The organism is Pseudorhizobium marinum, assembly GCF_000705355.1.
GTDB classification, from domain to species: Bacteria; Pseudomonadota; Alphaproteobacteria; order Rhizobiales; family Rhizobiaceae; genus Neorhizobium; species Neorhizobium pelagicum.
The window spans coordinates 100832-117561 of record NZ_JMQK01000008.1 but is presented as its reverse complement, the minus strand read 5'-3'; the positions used below and the strand labels follow the sequence as shown (position 1 = coordinate 117561).

Sequence of the window (16730 nt, the reverse complement as noted above, 5' to 3'; positions counted from 1 at the left end):
GGAGGGCTTCGGCGTTCGACCAGAGCAGCCGCTACTCCGCGGCGCTCCTCGCCTCCAGCTCCAGCTCGTAGGAATACCCGTCGAGCATCTGGTAGGCCTTCTCGATGGTGGTGATCTGCGCCTCGGCCTTGAGAATGGCATCGGTGATCGAATCGCTGCGCGCCCGCATCATGCTGCCCAGAAAATCCGTCTCCGGCTTGCGCCCGATGCGGTCCAGGTGATTGCGGATCCGGGCACGATGCCGCTCGAGCTCCAGGATGTGAAAGCGGACATTGACGATCTTGTCGGTGAGCTTGCGGCGCATGGCGGCCACCGGATCGAAGCTTCCCGGCTCGCGCTCGTCGAGGATAAAATCATTGATGAGCGTCTCGAGCACGAGCAGCCCCTCGAGGTCCTTCGTGTCGGCCAGCGTCGGGTCATAGCCGGTCTCGTCGAAGACCTTCCGCCGCACCGGATCGCAGAGCAGCTCGTAGGATGTCGTCAGTTTCGCGAACGCGTCCACGTCGCCACCGGTGTCCGGATGAGCGTTCTTCGCCCGCCGGCGGTAGGCGGTCTTGATCTGTGTGGCGTCGGCATTTCGTGCAACACCGAGGGTGTCATATGGATCGATCAACGTGTCCCACCTGATTTTGCTCGGTCGTCATCCCGCCGCTATGGTTTAGAGCTTGGCGAGGCTTCGCTCAAGCCGAAACGGCTTTTTCCCCATCCAAGGCACGGAACCTAGCCGGGAGTTTGGGCGATATAGCGGCGGGCGATCAACCAGCAGATCAGCGCCCAGGTTGCGCCGGCACACCAGCCGCCCAGGACGTCCGTGGGATAATGGACACCGAGAAAGACCCGGCTTACCCCGATGAGGAAGGTCAGCAATACCGCAACGCCGATGGTGTAGATCCGGGTGATCCGCCCTGGTTCCGCCCGCGACAGCAGCGCGCCGAGCGTCAGATAGGTCACCGCCGAGAGCATGGCGTGGCCGCTCGGAAAGCTCAGGTCGTGGACTTCCACGAGATGAGGCACGATGTCGGGTCGGGGACGGGCAACACCCAGCTTCAGCGAAGCGCTGAGCGCCCATCCGCCGACCACGGACAGGAAGGTGAAAATCGCGATCTTCCTGCGTCTGGCCAGAACGAGGTAGCCTGTCACGAGCACCGTCATCAACGACAGGACGGTCGTGCCACCGAGCGCCGTGATATCGTTCATCGCATGCGAGAGCCAGAAAGGCCCGATGGCCGTCCCGGGATCTTCGGCGCTGCGAAGCATCAGCAGGACGGTCTCGTCGAAGGCACGCGTCTCGCCTTCGAGCACTTCTCCGGTCAACTGGAAGAACACGAAGAGGCCGCCCGCAGCCACGGCAAACAATACAAGGCTGATGGGTTCGAACGTCATGATCCGCTCGACGATCCTTCGTCCGACCCGCTGGTGGTAGGCCATCTGTAACTCCGTATGCCGGTTGTCCGGCGATCTAGGCCATTGCTGCTGCGCGCTTGGCATCATCTAGGGTGGGTGCCCGCACAGTTCTATACCGGGCTTCGATCAAACCATAGGCGCCGAAGGCGAAAAGACCGAGGGCCACGAAACCATAGAGGATCCGTCCAAAGGGAAGCTGGCGCACCCAGGCCATCGCGTCTGCCGTGCTTCCGGCCTGCTCCGGATCAACCACCCAGGCGGCATACAGGAAGAAGGTGCCGATGATAAGGAAGATCACGCCCCGCGCCGCCAGACCATAGACGCAGATGAGATCGAGTGCTCGGTGCCTGGCGGGCGAAAGGTTCACGTATTTCAGATAGCGCCGTTTGACACCCTTGAGGATCTGCACGACGCCACCGGCAATGATGGCAAGACCGACGGCCCCGACGAGATAGGGACCGAAGGCCTGCTGCATGAGCCAGGACGTCCAGCTCTCCTGGCTGCTGCCTGATCCGCCACCGATCGACAGCTGAAACGCCTGACGAAGCGCGAAGGAGGCAAGCCCCACGTGGGTGATCGCGCTGACGATCATGGCGGCACGGGTCAGATAGCCCTTGGCGTTGCCGGGATGGCCGTCGGCGTTGAGGATGCCCTGTGCCAGCCGCCAGACGATGAAGCCGATCAGGCCAAGTCCGATCAGCCCCAGCCAGATCCAGCCGAGCGGCTGCCGCAGGACCATCTGCAGCGCCGACTCCTGATCCGCCTGACCGCCTGAGAAACTGGACAGCAGCGCGATGCCGCCGACCAGCAGATAGACAACGCCACGCGCGGCATAGCCAAAGCGCGCGAGCCATTCGAACCTTACCTCATCGGGCATGGGGGGACCTCCGTTTCAGCAAAGCGAACGCGTCGGAACCAAGGCGGTTCCGGAAGCCGATGCTGCAAAACGATAAGGCCCGCCTCCTGAGGAAGCGGGCCTTTGGTTTCAGCCGGAATGGCGAGATCAGCGGCGCTGGTTGTAGACGTCGACGCAGACGGCACCCAGAAGCACCAGCCCCTTGATCACCTGCTGATAATCGATGCCGATGCCGAGGATCGACATGCCGTTGTTCATGACGCCCATGATGAAGGCGCCGATCACGGCACCCGTGACCTTGCCGACGCCGCCATAGGCCGAGGCGCCGCCGATGAAGCAGGCGGCGATCACGTCGAGCTCGAAGCCGATGCCGGCCTTCGGCGTCGCCGTGTTCAGACGCGCGGCAAACACCAGGCCGGCCAGAGCCGCGAGCACGCCCATATTGACGAAGGTGAAGAAGGTCAGCCGCGCCGTCTTGATACCGGACAGGGCCGCCGCCTTCTCGTTGCCGCCGACCGCATAGATCTGCCGGCCGAAGATCGTCCTGTTGGTGAAGAAGGCGTAGCAGCCGATCAGGAGTGCCATGATGATCAGCACATTCGGCATGCCGCGGTGGGAGGCCAGCAGATAGGCCACATAGCCGATCACCAGGAAGATCGCGACATTCTTAGCAACGAAGAAGCCGAAGGGCTCCGTCTCGACCTCATGCAGGACCCGCCGCGAGCGGCCCTTGAAGTTCTGCCAGACGAGGAAGGCTGCAGCAGCGAGACCCACGGCGAAAGACGTGAGATAGACGCCGCTGCTGGACGATACGAACTCGGGAATATAGCCGGAGGACAGCTTCTGGAAGGTCGGGTCGAAGGGACCGATCGAACGCCCGCCGAGGACGGCGATCATCAGGCCGCGGAACACCAGCATTCCCGCCAGCGTGACGATGAACGACGGTATCTTGAAATAGGCGATCCAGAAGCCCTGTGCCGCCCCGATCAGGCCGCCGAGCGCCAGGCAGATGACGGCCGCCAGCACGAAGTTCAGGTCGTACTGCACCATCAGCACCGCGGCGATGGCGCCGATGAAGCCTGCCACGGAGCCCACCGAAAGGTCGATGTGGCCGGTGACGATGACCATCAGCATGCCGAGCGCCATGATGACGATATAGCTGTTCTGCAGGATGATGTTTGTGATGTTGAGCGGCTTCAGGATGACGCCGCCGGTGGCGAACTGGAAGAAGAGGACGATCGCCAGCAGCGACATCATCATTCCGTATTCGCGCAGGTTGTCCTTCCAGAAGCCGGTGCCGCGCGGCGGCGCAGCCAGCGTGTTGGGCGGGTTAGTCATTCTTCCCTCACTTTGCGGCGCATGATGGCACGCATGATGTTTTCCTGGGTGGCCTCCTCACCGGCCACCTCTCCGACGAACTCACCCTCGTGCATCACCATGATCCTGTCGCAGATGCCGATCAGTTCCGGCATCTCCGAGGAGATCACGATGACGGCCTTCCCGGCGTCCGCCAATTCGTTGATGATCGAATAGATCTCGTATTTCGCGCCGACGTCGATGCCGCGGGTCGGCTCGTCGAGGATCAGCACGTCCGGGCCGGTGAACAGCCATTTCGACAGCACCACCTTCTGCTGGTTGCCGCCGGACAGCTTGCCGGTCTCCTGATAGACGTTGTGGCTGCGGATCCGCATCCGGGTGCGGAAATCCTGCGCCACCTTCATCTCGTCGATGTCGTCGATGACGCCGCGTGACGAGACGCCGCCGAGATGGGCCAGCGAAATGTTCTTGCGGATGTCCTCGCCCAGGATCAGGCCCAGATGCTTGCGGTCCTCGGTGACATAGGCGAGACCCGCCTTGATCGCCCGGTGCACGTCCGACACATCGACGTCCTTGCCATGCAGGCGCACCTTGCCGGAGATGTTGCGTCCCCAGGAGCGGCCGAAGATGCTCATGGCGAACTCGGTGCGGCCGGCGCCCATCAGCCCGGAGATGCCGACGATCTCGCCTGCCCTCACCTGCATCGAGACGTTCTTGACCACCTGGCGCTCGGAATGCTGCGGGTGGTAGGCGGACCAGTTCTCGACGTCGAAGATGACATCGCCGATCTTCGGGTCGCGCTTCGGGTAGCGGCTCTCCATGTCGCGGTCGACCATCCGCCGGATGATCTCGTCTTCCTGAACGACGCCTTCGTGGCAGTCGAGCGTTCCGACCGAGCGCCCGTCGCGCAGCACCGTGATGCGGTCGGCGACGGCCGAGATCTCGTTGAGCTTGTGCGAGATCAGGATCGACGTGATGCCCTGGGCCCGGAATTCCTTCAGGAGCTCCAGCAGGGCGGCGCTGTCCTTTTCGTTGAGGCTGGCGGTCGGCTCGTCGAGGATCAGCAGCCGCACGTCTTTCGACAGCGCCTTGGCGATCTCCACGAGCTGCTGCTTGCCGACCCCGATGTTGGTGATCAGCGTATCCGGCGTCTCGCTCAATCCGACCTTGGCGAGCAGGGCCTTGGTCCGCTCGTGGACTGCCGACCGGTCGATCACGCCGAAACGCGACGGCGGGTTGGACAGGAAGATGTTTTCCGCGATCGACATCAGCGGAATGAGTGCCAGCTCCTGGTGGATGATGATGACTCCGAGTTCCTCGGAATCATTGATGTCGCGGAAGTGCCGCTCCTGCCCGTCGAGCAGGATGGAACCCTCGTAGCTGCCATGCGGATAAACGCCGGACAGCACCTTCATCAGGGTCGATTTGCCGGCGCCGTTTTCGCCGACCAGGGCATGAATTTCTCCTTCGCGAACGGTAAAGCTCACGTCGGAAAGCGCCTTGACGGCGCCGAAGGATTTGGAGATGGCGCGCATCTCGAGAATGGGCAATTGTTCGGCCGAAACCGCGGGTGCAAGCATCCGGAAACTCCGCTGCTGGGAAAAAAGGCGCCCGCGTCTCCGCAGGCGCCCTCAGATAGCTTACTTGATCTGGTCTGCGGTGTAGTAACCGCTGCCAACCAGGACTTCTTCCCAGTTGTCCTTGTTCACGACGACTGGCTTCAGCAGGTAGGATGGAACGACCTTGACGCCGTTGTCATAGGTCTTGGTGTCCGTCACTTCCGGCTCCTTGCCGGTCATCACGGCATCGACCATGTCGACGGTGACGCTTGCAAGGTCACGGGTGTCCTTGAAGATGGTCGAATACTGCTCGCCTGCGAGGATGGACTTCACCGACGGGACTTCCGCATCCTGGCCGCTGACGATCGGCATCGGCATGTCGCCGCTGCCGTAGCCGACGCCCTTCAGCGAAGACAGGATGCCCATCGAGATGCCGTCATAGGGCGACAGGACGGCGTCGAGGCGCTTGTCGGAGTAGGTCGAGCTCAGGAGAGCATCCATGCGGGCCTGTGCCGTGGCACCATCCCAGCGAAGGGTGGCAACCTGGTCCATGCCGGTCTGGCCGCTGCCGACGACGAGTTCGCCGCTGTCGATCATCGGCTGCAGCACGCTCATGGCGCCGTCGTAGAAGAAGTAGGCATTGTTGTCGTCCGGCGAACCGCCGAAGAGCTCGATGTTGTAGGGGCCTTCCTTGCCGCTGGCCTTCAGGCCGTCGACGAGCGACTGCGCCTGCAGCACGCCGACCTGGAAGTTGTCGAAGGTGGCGTAGTAGTCGACATTGCCGCTATCGCGGATCAGGCGGTCATAGGCGATGACCTTGATGTCCTGATCGGCTGCCTGCTGCAGCACGTCCGACAGCGTGGTGCCGTCGATCGAGGCGATGACGAGAACCTTGGCGCCCTTCACGATCATGTTCTCGATCTGCGAGAGCTGATTCGGAACGTCGTCTTCCGCATACTGAAGATCGGTTTCGTAACCGCGCTCCTGCAGGACCTTCACCATGTTGTCGCCGTCGGCGATCCAGCGGGCAGAGGACTTGGTCGGCATGGCAACGCCGACAAGGCCCTTGTCCTGGGCGCCGGCCGGCGCGGCAAACGCCATCGATGCCAGCATCGCGGCAGTCGTCAGATATTTCAGCATTTTCATAATTACTCCTCCGAAAAGGCGGACGTCTTTGTCCGCTGAAATGGCTGGCGGCCCCCTGCCGCCAGCCTTTGCAACTCAGTGGTTGTCGCGCGGAATGCCTTCCGTTTGCGCAATCCGCTGGTATTTCACGGCGGGTTCGAGAACCGCGCCGGATTCCATCTGACCGACGATGCCACGCTGGATTTCCTGCCAGGGCGTCTGGTGCTTCGGATACTGATAGCCACCGTGGGCCTCCAGGGTCTGGCGGCGTTCGGCAAGCTCCTCCTCGGAAATCAGGATGTCGGCCGTGCCGCGACCGACGTCGATGCGCACGCGGTCACCGGTCTTCAGCAGAGCCAGGCCGCCGCCCGCAGCCGCCTCCGGAGAGGCGTTGAGGATGGACGGGCTGCCCGAGGTTCCCGACTGACGACCGTCGCCGATGCAGGCCAGCGACGTGATCCCCTGCTTCAGGAGGTAGTCGGGGGCGCGCATGTTCACCACTTCCGCCGCGCCCGGATAGCCGATCGGGCCGGCGCCGCGCATGAAGAGGACGCTATGCGCGTCGATTGCAAGCGACGGATCGTCGATCCGCTTGTGGTAGTCCTCCGGTCCGTCGAAGACGACCGCACGACCTTCGAAGGCCTCCGGATCGTCCGGGTTCGACAGGTAGCGCTCGCGGAATTCGGGCGAGATGACGCTGGTCTTCATGATTGCCGACGAGAACAGGTTGCCGCGCAGGACGCGGAAGCCGGCGCGCTCCTTGAGCGGCTGATCGAAGGGACGGATGACCTTCTCGTCCTCGATTATGGCACCGCGGCAGTTCTCGCCGATCGTCTTGCCGTTGACGGTCATCGCATCCTCGTGGATGAGGCCGTGGTTCATCAGCTGGTTGACGACGGCCGGAACGCCGCCGGCGTGATAATAGTCCTCGCCGAGATATTCACCGGCCGGCTGCAGGTTGACGAGCAGCGGCACATCTTCGCCATAGGTCTGCCAGTCGTCGACGGACAGCTCGACGCCCATGTGGCGTGCGAGACCGTTCAGATGGATCGGCGCGTTGGTCGAGCCGCCGATCGCCGAATTGACGCGGATGGCGTTGATGAAGGCTTCCCTGGTCATGATCTCGGAGGGCTTCAGGTCTTCCTTGACCATTTCCACGATCCGAAGACCGGTCAGATAGGCAACCTCCTGACGATCGCGATAGGGCGCCGGAATGGCGGCCGAGCCCGGAAGCTGCATGCCGAGCGCTTCGGCCAGCGAATTCATCGTGGTCGCGGTGCCCATGGTATTGCAGTAGCCGGTCGACGGTGCCGACGAGGCGACCAGCTTGACGAAGCCGGCGTAGTCGATCTCGCCCTTGGCGAGCAGTTCGCGCGCCTTCCAGACGATCGTCCCGGAGCCGGTGCGCTCGCCGCGGAACCAGCCGTTCAGCATCGGGCCGACCGACAGCGCGATCGACGGGATGTTGACCGTCGCCGCCGCCATGAGACAGGCCGGCGTGGTCTTGTCGCAGCCGATCGTCAGCACGACGCCGTCGAGCGGGTAGCCGTAGAGCACTTCCACAAGTCCGAGGTAGGCGAGATTGCGGTCGAGGCCGGCGGTCGGACGCTTGCCGGTCTCCTGGATCGGATGCACCGGAAACTCGATCGCAATGCCGCCGGCTTCGCGGATGCCTTCGCGCAGGCGCTTGGCGAGCTCCAGGTGATGCCGGTTGCAGGGCGACAGGTCGGAGCCGGTCTGGGCGATTCCGATGATCGGGCGATCCGACTGCAATTCCGCCTGGCTGAGGCCGAAATTCATGTAGCGCTCGAGATAGAGCGCCGTCATGTCCGCATTGTGCGGATTGTCGAACCAGGCTCGCGACCGCAGTCTGGTCGTCTCTCCGCGGGTATGGTCCGTTTCGGCAATTTCGGTCGAAGGCAGGTTTTCGGAATTTGTCATGGTCTACTTCTCACGCGTGGATGGGGACGAGGCGAGCGGCACGCATCGCTAGTCCTCGAAGGGTTCGACGGCATGCCGGCGTCCGAGCAGGAAAGCGTCGGCGACATGGACCAGCGGCGAGAAATCCGCGTCGCTGCGGCCCTCCCCGACCAGCTGGACGAAATGCTTGTAGAGGTTCCGGTATTCCCTGTCCTCTTCGACCATCCGCTGCTCGCCATCGACGGTGAGCCGGCTGCCGCCATGAGTGACGACGACAGGCCCCTCTTCCGTGTCGATGCGGATGTCCCAGGTCTGCGGTCCGGTCTGCCGCCAGTCGAACTCTGCCGTCACGGCCATGCCGCCGACGGCTTCGAAGACAAGGCTCGCCGCAATCGGCGCTGCGCGGTTTTCCGGGAAGAACAGGTCCGAGCGAACGAGGTGGAACGGCACCGGCATGATCCGTGTCACGATCGACAGCGCATTGATGCCGGGATCGAAGACCCCGAGACCGCCCGGCTCCCAGATCCACGCCTGGCCCGGATGCCAGTGGCGAACGTCTTCCTTCCACTCCACCGCGACGCTGCGGATCGTCCGCTGCGCCAGCAGTGCCCGTGTCGGCTCGACGGCAGCGGCTTCGCGCGAGTGCCAGGTGGAAAAAAGCGTCACGCCCTTCTCTTTCGCCAAAGCCTCCAGCGCATGGACCTCGGAAAGTGTCGCGCCGGGCGGCTTTTCCAGCATCACATGCTTGCCGGCTTCGATGGCGGCCATCGCCTGCTCGAACCGGCCCTGCGGCGGCGTGCAGAGCGAGACGGCATTGATCTCGACGTCGGACGACAACAGATCCTGGATGTCGTTGAACGAGGCGACGCCGTCGAGCGTCGCCTTGCGGCTCGCGACGGCAACCAGTTCGATGCCGCCGGTCGCCTCAATGGCACCGAGATGCTGGTCCCTGGCAATCTTGCCCAGTCCAACGATGCCGAGACGGATGCTCATGGCGCGCCTCAGAGCTTGCGGATGGAGACGGGCGCCTCAGCAGCCACCGTCAGCGTATTGACGAGCGGCAGCTTGAACGGCTCGGCAGCGATCTCGAACACATCACCTGGCTCGGTCTTGACGCCTTCCGAGAACGACAGCGTTGCCGTGCCGAAGAAGTGCACGTGCAGGTCGCCGGGACGGCGGAAAAGCTCGTACTTGAAGTTATGGTGCTCGAGGTTGGCAATCGAATGCGACATGTTCGCTTCGCCCGACAGGAAGGGCTTTTCGAAGATCACCGCATCGCCACGGCGAACGCGCGACGTTCCCTCCACATGCGCAGGCAGATCGCCGACGATGAGCTCGGCGCCGAGAGCCGCCTGGCGCAGCTTCGAGTGAGCAAGCCAGAGATAGTTGCCCTTCTCGGTCACGTGGTCGGAGAACTCATTGGCGAGACAGAAGCCGAGGCGGAACGGCGTGCCATCCGGTCCGATCAGATAGATGGCGGCGAGCTCAGGCTCTTCCCCGCCATCGAGCGCGAAGGCGGGCGAAACCAGCTCCTCGCCGGTGGGGCGCAGTTGCGAACCGTCGCCCTTGTAGAACCACTCCGGCTGCACGCCGACCTGGCCGTCCGCCGGCTTGCCGCCTTCGACGCCCATCTGGAACATGCGCATGGAATCGGTGGGCTTTTCTGCGGACTGTGCCGCCTTGTGCATCTTGTCGCGTCCGTCGGCAGACCCGAGATGAGTCAGGCCCGTTCCTGCAACGAAGAAATGCGCCGGATCCGCGTGCGACACCGGGATCGTCAATCGTCCCTCGTCCTGCGCGCGCCGAAGATCGATGTCTTCCGCATAGCCGAGCGCATCGATGCGCTCCTGCAGGGACTGCCCCGCCTCGATGGCACCCATGGCCAGATCGTAGGTGGATGCGGCGTCGCGCACGACCCGTCCCGCACCGACACCATCCCAGGCAACAACCTTGACGCCGTCGCCATCACGCACTTGAAGAATTCGCAGCATTGACCCTCTACCCAAAGCACTTTCGGTAAGGCCGCACGCGGCGGCCATCTCCTCCCACCCCGATCATGCCGGAGAGAATATAATAGGATTATTGGAGCGATGGGGCCATTGTCAAGCGCACAGCTATCCCACCGGCCGCACTCAAATAAACATCTTTTATGCTGCTAAATCAGCAAGAAAACACCGAGCAACTCGCCGGCTATACGGTTTTTTTCAGACAACTCCTCAAAAACCCCCTTGCAAAAGTATGACAATATGGAAATGTGAGGAGGTCATAGGCCATCATCTTCTGGGAGGATTTAAGATGAAAAAGGCACTCGCGGCGTTTACCGTCGCATTTTCCGCATGTCTCGCATCCGGCGTTTCCGCACAGTCCCTGACCGTGGGCTTCTCGCAGATCGGCTCAGAGTCCGGCTGGCGCGCCGCCGAGACGACAGTCACGAAACAGGAAGCGGAAAAGCGCGGCATCGACCTGAAGTTTGCCGATGCGCAGCAGAAGCAGGAAAACCAGATCAAGGCGATCCGCGGCTTCATCGCGCAGGGCGTCGATGCGATCCTGGTTGCCCCGGTCGTCGCGACCGGTTGGGAATCGGTCCTGCAGGAAGCCAAGGAAGAAGAGATCCCCGTGATCCTTCTCGACCGGCAGATCGAAGCATCGGACGATCTCTACCTCACGGCCGTCACCTCGGATCAGGTCCATGAGGGCAAGGTCGCCGGCGACTGGCTGGTGAAGGACATCGGCGACAAGCCGTGCAACGTCGTGGAGCTCCAGGGCACCACGGGCTCCTCGCCCGCCATCAACCGCAAGAAGGGTTTCGAGGAAGCGCTTGCCTCGCATGACAACATCAAGATCACCCGCTCGCAGACCGGCGACTTCACCCGCACGAAGGGCAAGGAAGTCATGGAAAGCTTCATCAAGGCGGAAGGCGGCGGCCAGGACATCTGCGCCGTCTATGCCCATAACGACGACATGGCCGTCGGCGCCATCCAGGCCATCAAGGAAGCGGGCCTGAAGCCGGGCTCCGACATCAAGATCGTCTCGATCGACGCCGTTCCGGACATCTTCAAGGCCATGGCCGAGGGTGAGGCCAATGCGACGGTGGAACTGACGCCCAACATGGCAGGCCCGGCCTTCGATGTTCTGGAAGCCTACCTGAAGGACAAGACGGAACCACCGAAGTGGATCCAGACGGAATCCAAGCTCTACACCGCCGCTGATGATCCGATGGCCGTCTACGAAGCCAAGAAGGACCTCGGCTACTGAGCCGAACCGTCAAAGGGGGGCCGGCACGCCGGTCCCACCGCCCTTCCTGAAGCATGGCTGGGGCCGCATGTCGCGGCTCCGGTCGTCGGTCGCAGGACGTCATATGAACACCACACACACTCTTCTGGACGCTCGCGGCATCAACAAGAGCTTCCTCGGCATCGCCGCACTCGAGAACGTCGATTTTTCCCTGAGGCATGGCGAAGTCCATGCGCTGCTTGGTGAAAACGGCGCCGGCAAGTCCACCCTCATCAAGATCCTGACCGGCGTCTACAACCGCGATGGCGGCACCATGATGCTGGAGGGCACGGAGGTCGCGCCCGCCACTGTGGCGGAAGCCCAGGACCTCGGCATCGGCACCGTCTATCAGGAGGTGAACCTTCTCGAAAACCTCACGGTCGCCGAAAACCTCTTCCTCGGCCGCCAGCCGCGGCGTTTCGGGTTGGTCGACAAGCGGGAGATGCGCCGCCGCGCCCGCGCGCTGCTGCAGGATTACGGGCTGGACATCGATGTCGACGCCCTGCTGTCGTCCTACTCCGTCGCCATCCGCCAGATCATCGCGATTGCCCGCGCCGTCGACCTCTCCGGCAAGGTCCTCGTCCTCGACGAGCCGACCGCGAGCCTCGACAGCCATGAAGTGGAGATGGTCTTCTCGGTTCTGCGAAAGCTGCGCGACAGGGGCCTCGGCATCATCATCATCACCCACTTCCTGAACCAGGTCTACGATATCGCCGACCGGGTGACGGTGCTCAGGAACGGCCGCATGGTCGGCACGCGCGAGATCGACGGATTGCCGCGCATGGAGCTGATCTCGATGATGCTCGGCCGCGACCTGCAGCACATCACCCGCGACCATCACGCACTCGAAGAAACGGTGGAGGCCACCTCTGCGCCGATCCGCTTTGCAGGCTACGGCAAGCGCGGCAGCATTGCGCCCTTCGACCTCGACATTCATCCCGGCGAAGTGGTCGGCATCGCCGGCCTGCTGGGTTCGGGCCGCACGGAAACCGCCTTCCTGCTGTTTGGCATCGACAGGCCCGACTCGGGGACGGCGCATATCGATGGAGAGGCGGTGAAGATCACCTCGCCGGAAGCGGCCATCGCCCATGGCTTCGGGTTCTGTCCGGAGGAACGCAAGAGCGACGGCATCATCAGCGAATTTTCCGTCAGCGAGAACATCGCCCTGGCGCTGCAGGCGCGGCAAGGCTGGGCACGGCCGGTGTCGGCACGCCAGAAGGCGGAACTGGCCGACGAATTCATCCGCTCGCTCGATATCCGCCCCCCGGACCCGGACCGGCCGATCAAGTTCCTCTCCGGCGGCAACCAGCAGAAGGCGATCCTGGCGCGCTGGCTGGCGACAGGGCCGCGCCTTCTCATCCTCGACGAACCCACCCGCGGGATCGACATCGGCGCTCATACGGAAATTCTCAGAATGATCGAAAGACTCTGCGCCGATGGCATGTCGCTCGTCGTCATCTCGTCCGAACTGGAGGAACTGACGGCAGTGGCCCATCGCGTCATCGTGCTCGCCGACCGTCGCCACGTCGCGGAACTGACCGGCGCGGCGGTGACCGCCGACAACATCATGGCGGCGATTGCCGATCCGGCCCGTACGGAGGCCGCATGAAAAGCGCCCTCGCCCGCCGCCTGCGCCGCATCGCCCCGCAACTTGCGGCCCTGATCGTCATCGTCACCCTCGTCAGCCTGATCTCGCCCGGCTTCCTCAGCGTCACCTACCAGAACGGGCGCCTCTACGGCAGTCTCATCGATGTGCTCGTTCGCGGCGCACCGGTCGCGCTGCTGGCGATCGGGATGACGCTGGTGATCGCCACCCGCGGCATTGATCTCTCCATCGGCGCGGTCATTGCCATCTGCGGCGCAGTCGCCGCAACGCTCGTCACCAGCGGATACCCGCTGCCGGTCGTGATCTTCGCATCCCTCTGCGTCGGCCTCGCCTGCGGCCTCTGGAACGGGCTGCTTGTCGCCGTGCTCGACATCCAGCCGATCATTGCCACCCTGATCCTGATGGTGGCCGGCCGCGGCATCGCGCAGCTGATCACCGAGGGCGTGATCCTGACCTTCAACAACGAGAGCTTCGCAGCCCTCGGATCCGGCTCGATTGGCGGCATTCCGGTGTCCATCCTGATCTGGGTGACCGCGGCCCTGCTGGTCGGCCTGCTGGTGCGCCGCACGGCGCTCGGCTTCCTGATCGAGGCGACCGGCATCAACCGGCGCGCCGCCATGCTGGCCGGCATCCGCGCCCGCTTCCTGCTGTTCTTCGTCTATGCCGTCTCCGGCATCATGGCGGCCGTCGCGGGTCTGATCGTCACCGCCGACATCCGCGGCGCCGACGCCAACAATGCCGGGCTCTGGCTGGAGCTCGACGCCATCCTCGCGGTCGTCATCGGCGGCACCTCGCTGAACGGCGGACGCTTCTCCATCCTCGCATCGCTGATCGGCGCGATGATCATCCAGACCATCAACACCGGTATCCTCGTCTCCGGCTTCCCGCCGGAATTCAACCTGATCATCAAGGCGGGCATCATCATCCTCGTCCTGACGCTCCAGTCGCCGGCAATCGGCACGCTGGTCGGCTTCCTGAAGCCCGTCCGGCACACCGCCCAGACCGCAAAGACCGAGAGGACGGCCCGGTGATCCACACACGCAACCTCCCCTTCGTCGCGGCACTGGCCATATTCCTCCTCGCCTATCTCGCCTGCGTGCTGCAGTTCCCCAACATGCTGTCGACACGGGTGCTCGGCAATCTGCTCACCGACAATGCCTTCCTCGGCATCGCCGCCGTCGGCATGACCTTCGTCATCCTCTCGGGCGGCATCGACCTGTCGATCGGCTCCGTGATTGCCTTCACCAGCGTCTTCGTCGCCTCCATGGTCGGCTCGCTCGGGGTCAACCCGCTCATCGCCTTCGCGGCGGTGCTGGCCATCTCCACCACCTTCGGCGCCTCCATGGGGCTGATGATCCGCTTCCTGTCGATCCCGCCCTTCGTGGCGACGCTTGCCGGCATGTTCCTCGCCCGCGGCGCCGCCTATCTGATCTCCACCCAGTCCGTGCCCATCTCGCATCCCGTCATCGATGCCATCCAGGGCTTCTACTTCCGCTTCCCCGGCGGCGGACGCCTGACCGCCATGGCGATGCTGATGCTTGTGGTCTTCGTCGTCGGCGCGTTCGTGGCGGGACGCACCCGCTTCGGCGCCAATGTCTATGCGCTTGGCGGCAATCCGCAGTCGGCGGAGCTGATGGGCGTGCCGGTCGGACGCACGACGATCGGCATCTATGCGCTCTCGGGCTTTCTCTCCGGTCTCGCCGGCATCGCCTATACCCTCTACACCTCGTCGGGCTATTCGCTGGCCACCGTCGGCGTCGAACTGGACGCGATCGCGGCGGTGGTGATCGGCGGCACCCTGCTCACCGGCGGCGCCGGCCTGGTCGCCGGAACCTTCGTCGGCATCCTGATCCAGGGCCTCATCCAGACCTATATAGTCTTCGACGGATCGCTGTCGTCCTGGTGGACCAAGATCGTGATCGGCATCCTGCTCTTCACCTTCATTGTTCTGCAACGGGCGATCGTGTGGTATTCGGACCGGAGACTGGCCGAAGGACGCCTGAAGGAGGCATGATTGGGACTGCTTGAAACCACGATCACCGGACGCAAGGGGCGTAGCAGCCATGCGCATGTGGTCGCGGAGCTTGGCAGCGCCATCGTCGCCGGACGAATCCCCGAAGGGGCGCTGCTGCCGGGCGATGCCGAACTCTCCGCCCGCTTCGGCGTCTCGCGCACGGTCCTGCGCGAGGCCATGAAGACGCTGTCGGCAAAGCGCCTGATCGAAGCCAAGGCAAAGGTCGGCACCCGGGTCGTTGACCGCGCCAGCTGGAACTTCTTCGATGCCGACGTGCTCGGCTGGCGCTGCCAGTCCGGCCTCGATTTCGAGTTCATCGAGCATCTGGCCGAGATGCGCATGGCACTGGAGCCCGCGGCCGCCGCGGCAGCGGCCCGACGCGCCTCCAACGACGACATCGTCCAGCTCTATGCCATCGCCGCCAGGTTCGACGACCTCGCCCATACGCCGGAAACCATCGCCAAGGTGGACCTCGAGTTCCACCTTGCCATCGCCCGCATGTCCGGCAACCCGTTCATGCGCTCGGCGAGTGCCATCGTCGAGGCGGCGCTCGCCATTTCCTTCCAGCTCTCCTCCCCGGCCGCCTCCCCGGAAAAGATCGATGAAGTAGCGACCAACCATCTGCGCATCGTCCATGCCATCGCCTCGCGCGATCCCGACAAGGCGATCCACGCCATGCGCCATGTCATCGAGGTCGGCAAGAGCCGCATCCGCTCCTCGTTCGCCGCATCCGAACCGGCCCGTCACCTGGGCGAAGAGCCTGCGGCGGTCACCGCGTCCTGAGCCTGCCGGTCACGGCTGCGTCAGCTCCTCCAGGGTCACGGGGCGCAGCCGCCTTGCGTCGACCCCGACGTCGAACTGCCGCGGCACCGGCTTCAGCCGGCCATGGGAATGGCCGTGCAGGTTGATCGATTTCTTGCTCATCTGGTTCCAGGTCCGGAAGGCATAGTGGCAGAGCACCAGGAGCTGGTCGCCGAGCCGGATCTCGGCATAGTGCTGGACACTCGCCCAGGCAGCGGCCTGCGTCACCGGCACGGGATCATTGTTGCCGATCACCAGATGCTTGCGGCCATTCAGACGCGACAGCAGCAGTTCGGCGTCCTCGGTGCTACGCGACGACATGACATCGCCCAGATGCCAGACCTCGTCGTCAGGCCCGATCGTGTCGTTCCACGTCTCGATCAGGGCGGCATCATGCTCGACCATATTGGCGAAGGGACGGCGGTCGATGCGCAGGACGCGCGTATCGCCGAAATGGGTATCACTGGTGAAGTAGATCATCTGTCTCCGAACGCTTCGCCCTGGCCTTTGATCCGGCGCGGATCGCCCGATCAAGTTTATTAGACTTTGGTGGTGAACGACTCTTGTCGTGAATCACCGCCTCTGCCATGGTCGCCAGGACCTTAGAATCAACTAATAAGACTGACAGGCCAGTAGCTTATACAGTGCTAGAAATGCTTCTGACATACCAGGATGAGGGCATGACCGCCCGATCCCGCGGTTTCGGTTTCGACACCAATCCCTTCCTCGTGAAGGAACGGCTGCCGCAGACCACGGGCGAACCTGTCGGCGACTGGCGCCAGAAGGCCGAAGCCTGGCTTTTCGGCTGGCTGCTGGAAAACGCCTGGACGACCGAATTCGACTAGCGCTCGCCCC

Annotated in this window: 16 protein-coding genes; 6 read left to right on the top strand and 10 right to left on the bottom strand. The window is 63.5% G+C overall.

From position 1 onward, the window contains the following. Nucleotides 1-31: 31 nt before the first annotated feature. From EO99_RS0111475 to araD1, 9 genes are all read right to left on the bottom strand, one after another. Nucleotides 32-613: a J domain-containing protein gene (locus EO99_RS0111475; RefSeq protein ID WP_029618781.1), complete on the bottom strand. Its 582-nt coding sequence runs from the start codon at nucleotides 611-613 to the stop codon at nucleotides 32-34. 107 nt (nucleotides 614-720) lie between these two features. After that, the gene (locus EO99_RS0111470; RefSeq protein ID WP_029618780.1) at nucleotides 721-1428 is read right to left on the bottom strand and encodes a phosphatase PAP2 family protein; all 708 of its coding nucleotides are present in this window, start codon (nucleotides 1426-1428) and stop codon (nucleotides 721-723) included. A 31-nt stretch (nucleotides 1429-1459) separates the two neighbouring features. Then, on the bottom strand, nucleotides 1460-2281 hold the full coding sequence (locus EO99_RS0111465) for a DUF1206 domain-containing protein (RefSeq protein ID WP_029618779.1): 822 nt from the start codon (nucleotides 2279-2281) through the stop codon (nucleotides 1460-1462). A gap of 126 nt (nucleotides 2282-2407) precedes the next feature. After that, nucleotides 2408-3598: a multiple monosaccharide ABC transporter permease gene (gene mmsB / locus EO99_RS0111460; protein ID WP_037111676.1), complete on the bottom strand. Its 1191-nt coding sequence runs from the start codon at nucleotides 3596-3598 to the stop codon at nucleotides 2408-2410. Then, nucleotides 3595-5157 (bottom strand): multiple monosaccharide ABC transporter ATP-binding protein, encoded by a 1563-nt coding sequence (gene mmsA / locus EO99_RS0111455; RefSeq protein WP_029618777.1) that lies wholly within the window; start codon nucleotides 5155-5157, stop codon nucleotides 3595-3597. Before mmsA ends, mmsB begins: the two co-directional genes overlap by 4 nt. A gap of 60 nt (nucleotides 5158-5217) precedes the next feature. Then, on the bottom strand, nucleotides 5218-6282 hold the full coding sequence (gene chvE / locus EO99_RS0111450) for a multiple monosaccharide ABC transporter substrate-binding protein (protein ID WP_029618776.1): 1065 nt from the start codon (nucleotides 6280-6282) through the stop codon (nucleotides 5218-5220). 75 nt (nucleotides 6283-6357) lie between these two features. Beyond that, entirely contained in the window at nucleotides 6358-8202 is a 1845-nt protein-coding gene (locus EO99_RS0111445; protein WP_037111674.1) for an IlvD/Edd family dehydratase, read from the bottom strand. A gap of 48 nt (nucleotides 8203-8250) precedes the next feature. Beyond that, the gene (locus EO99_RS0111440; protein ID WP_029618774.1) at nucleotides 8251-9174 is read right to left on the bottom strand and encodes a Gfo/Idh/MocA family protein; all 924 of its coding nucleotides are present in this window, start codon (nucleotides 9172-9174) and stop codon (nucleotides 8251-8253) included. 8 nt (nucleotides 9175-9182) lie between these two features. Continuing rightward, nucleotides 9183-10172 carry an AraD1 family protein gene (gene araD1, locus EO99_RS0111435; protein WP_029618773.1) on the bottom strand — a complete coding sequence of 330 codons (990 nt, stop codon included), beginning with the start codon at nucleotides 10170-10172 and terminating at the stop codon, nucleotides 9183-9185. Nucleotides 10173-10476: 304 nt separating this feature from the next. Between araD1 and ytfQ the strand changes: the two genes are divergently transcribed. The 5 genes from ytfQ (at nucleotide 10477) to EO99_RS0111410 (ending at nucleotide 15857) form a co-directional block, all read left to right on the top strand. Beyond that, nucleotides 10477-11436 carry a galactofuranose ABC transporter, galactofuranose-binding protein YtfQ gene (gene ytfQ / locus EO99_RS0111430; RefSeq protein ID WP_029618772.1) on the top strand — a complete coding sequence of 320 codons (960 nt, stop codon included), beginning with the start codon at nucleotides 10477-10479 and terminating at the stop codon, nucleotides 11434-11436. Nucleotides 11437-11539: 103 nt separating this feature from the next. After that, a complete protein-coding gene (locus EO99_RS0111425; protein WP_029618771.1) occupies nucleotides 11540-13063 on the top strand; it encodes a sugar ABC transporter ATP-binding protein in 1524 nt (507 codons plus the stop codon). After that, entirely contained in the window at nucleotides 13060-14091 is a 1032-nt protein-coding gene (locus EO99_RS0111420) for an ABC transporter permease (RefSeq protein ID WP_029618770.1), read from the top strand. Before EO99_RS0111425 ends, EO99_RS0111420 begins: the two co-directional genes overlap by 4 nt. Next, on the top strand, nucleotides 14091-15074 hold the full coding sequence (yjfF, locus tag EO99_RS0111415) for a galactofuranose ABC transporter, permease protein YjfF (RefSeq protein ID WP_029618769.1): 984 nt from the start codon (nucleotides 14091-14093) through the stop codon (nucleotides 15072-15074). Before EO99_RS0111420 ends, yjfF begins: the two co-directional genes overlap by 1 nt. After that, nucleotides 15075-15857 carry a FadR/GntR family transcriptional regulator gene (locus EO99_RS0111410; RefSeq protein WP_081852032.1) on the top strand — a complete coding sequence of 261 codons (783 nt, stop codon included), beginning with the start codon at nucleotides 15075-15077 and terminating at the stop codon, nucleotides 15855-15857. A 9-nt stretch (nucleotides 15858-15866) separates the two neighbouring features. Here the strand turns inward: EO99_RS0111410 and EO99_RS0111405 are convergent, their stop codons facing one another. Beyond that, nucleotides 15867-16355, bottom strand: coding sequence for a metallophosphoesterase family protein (locus EO99_RS0111405; RefSeq protein WP_029618767.1), 489 nt, complete (start codon nucleotides 16353-16355; stop codon nucleotides 15867-15869). Nucleotides 16356-16462: 107 nt separating this feature from the next. Here EO99_RS0111405 and EO99_RS28570 point away from each other — a divergent pair, with 107 nt between their 5' ends. Next, the gene (locus EO99_RS28570) at nucleotides 16463-16720 is read left to right on the top strand and encodes a CrpP-related protein (RefSeq protein ID WP_328286599.1); all 258 of its coding nucleotides are present in this window, start codon (nucleotides 16463-16465) and stop codon (nucleotides 16718-16720) included. Nucleotides 16721-16730 lie beyond the last annotated feature (10 nt).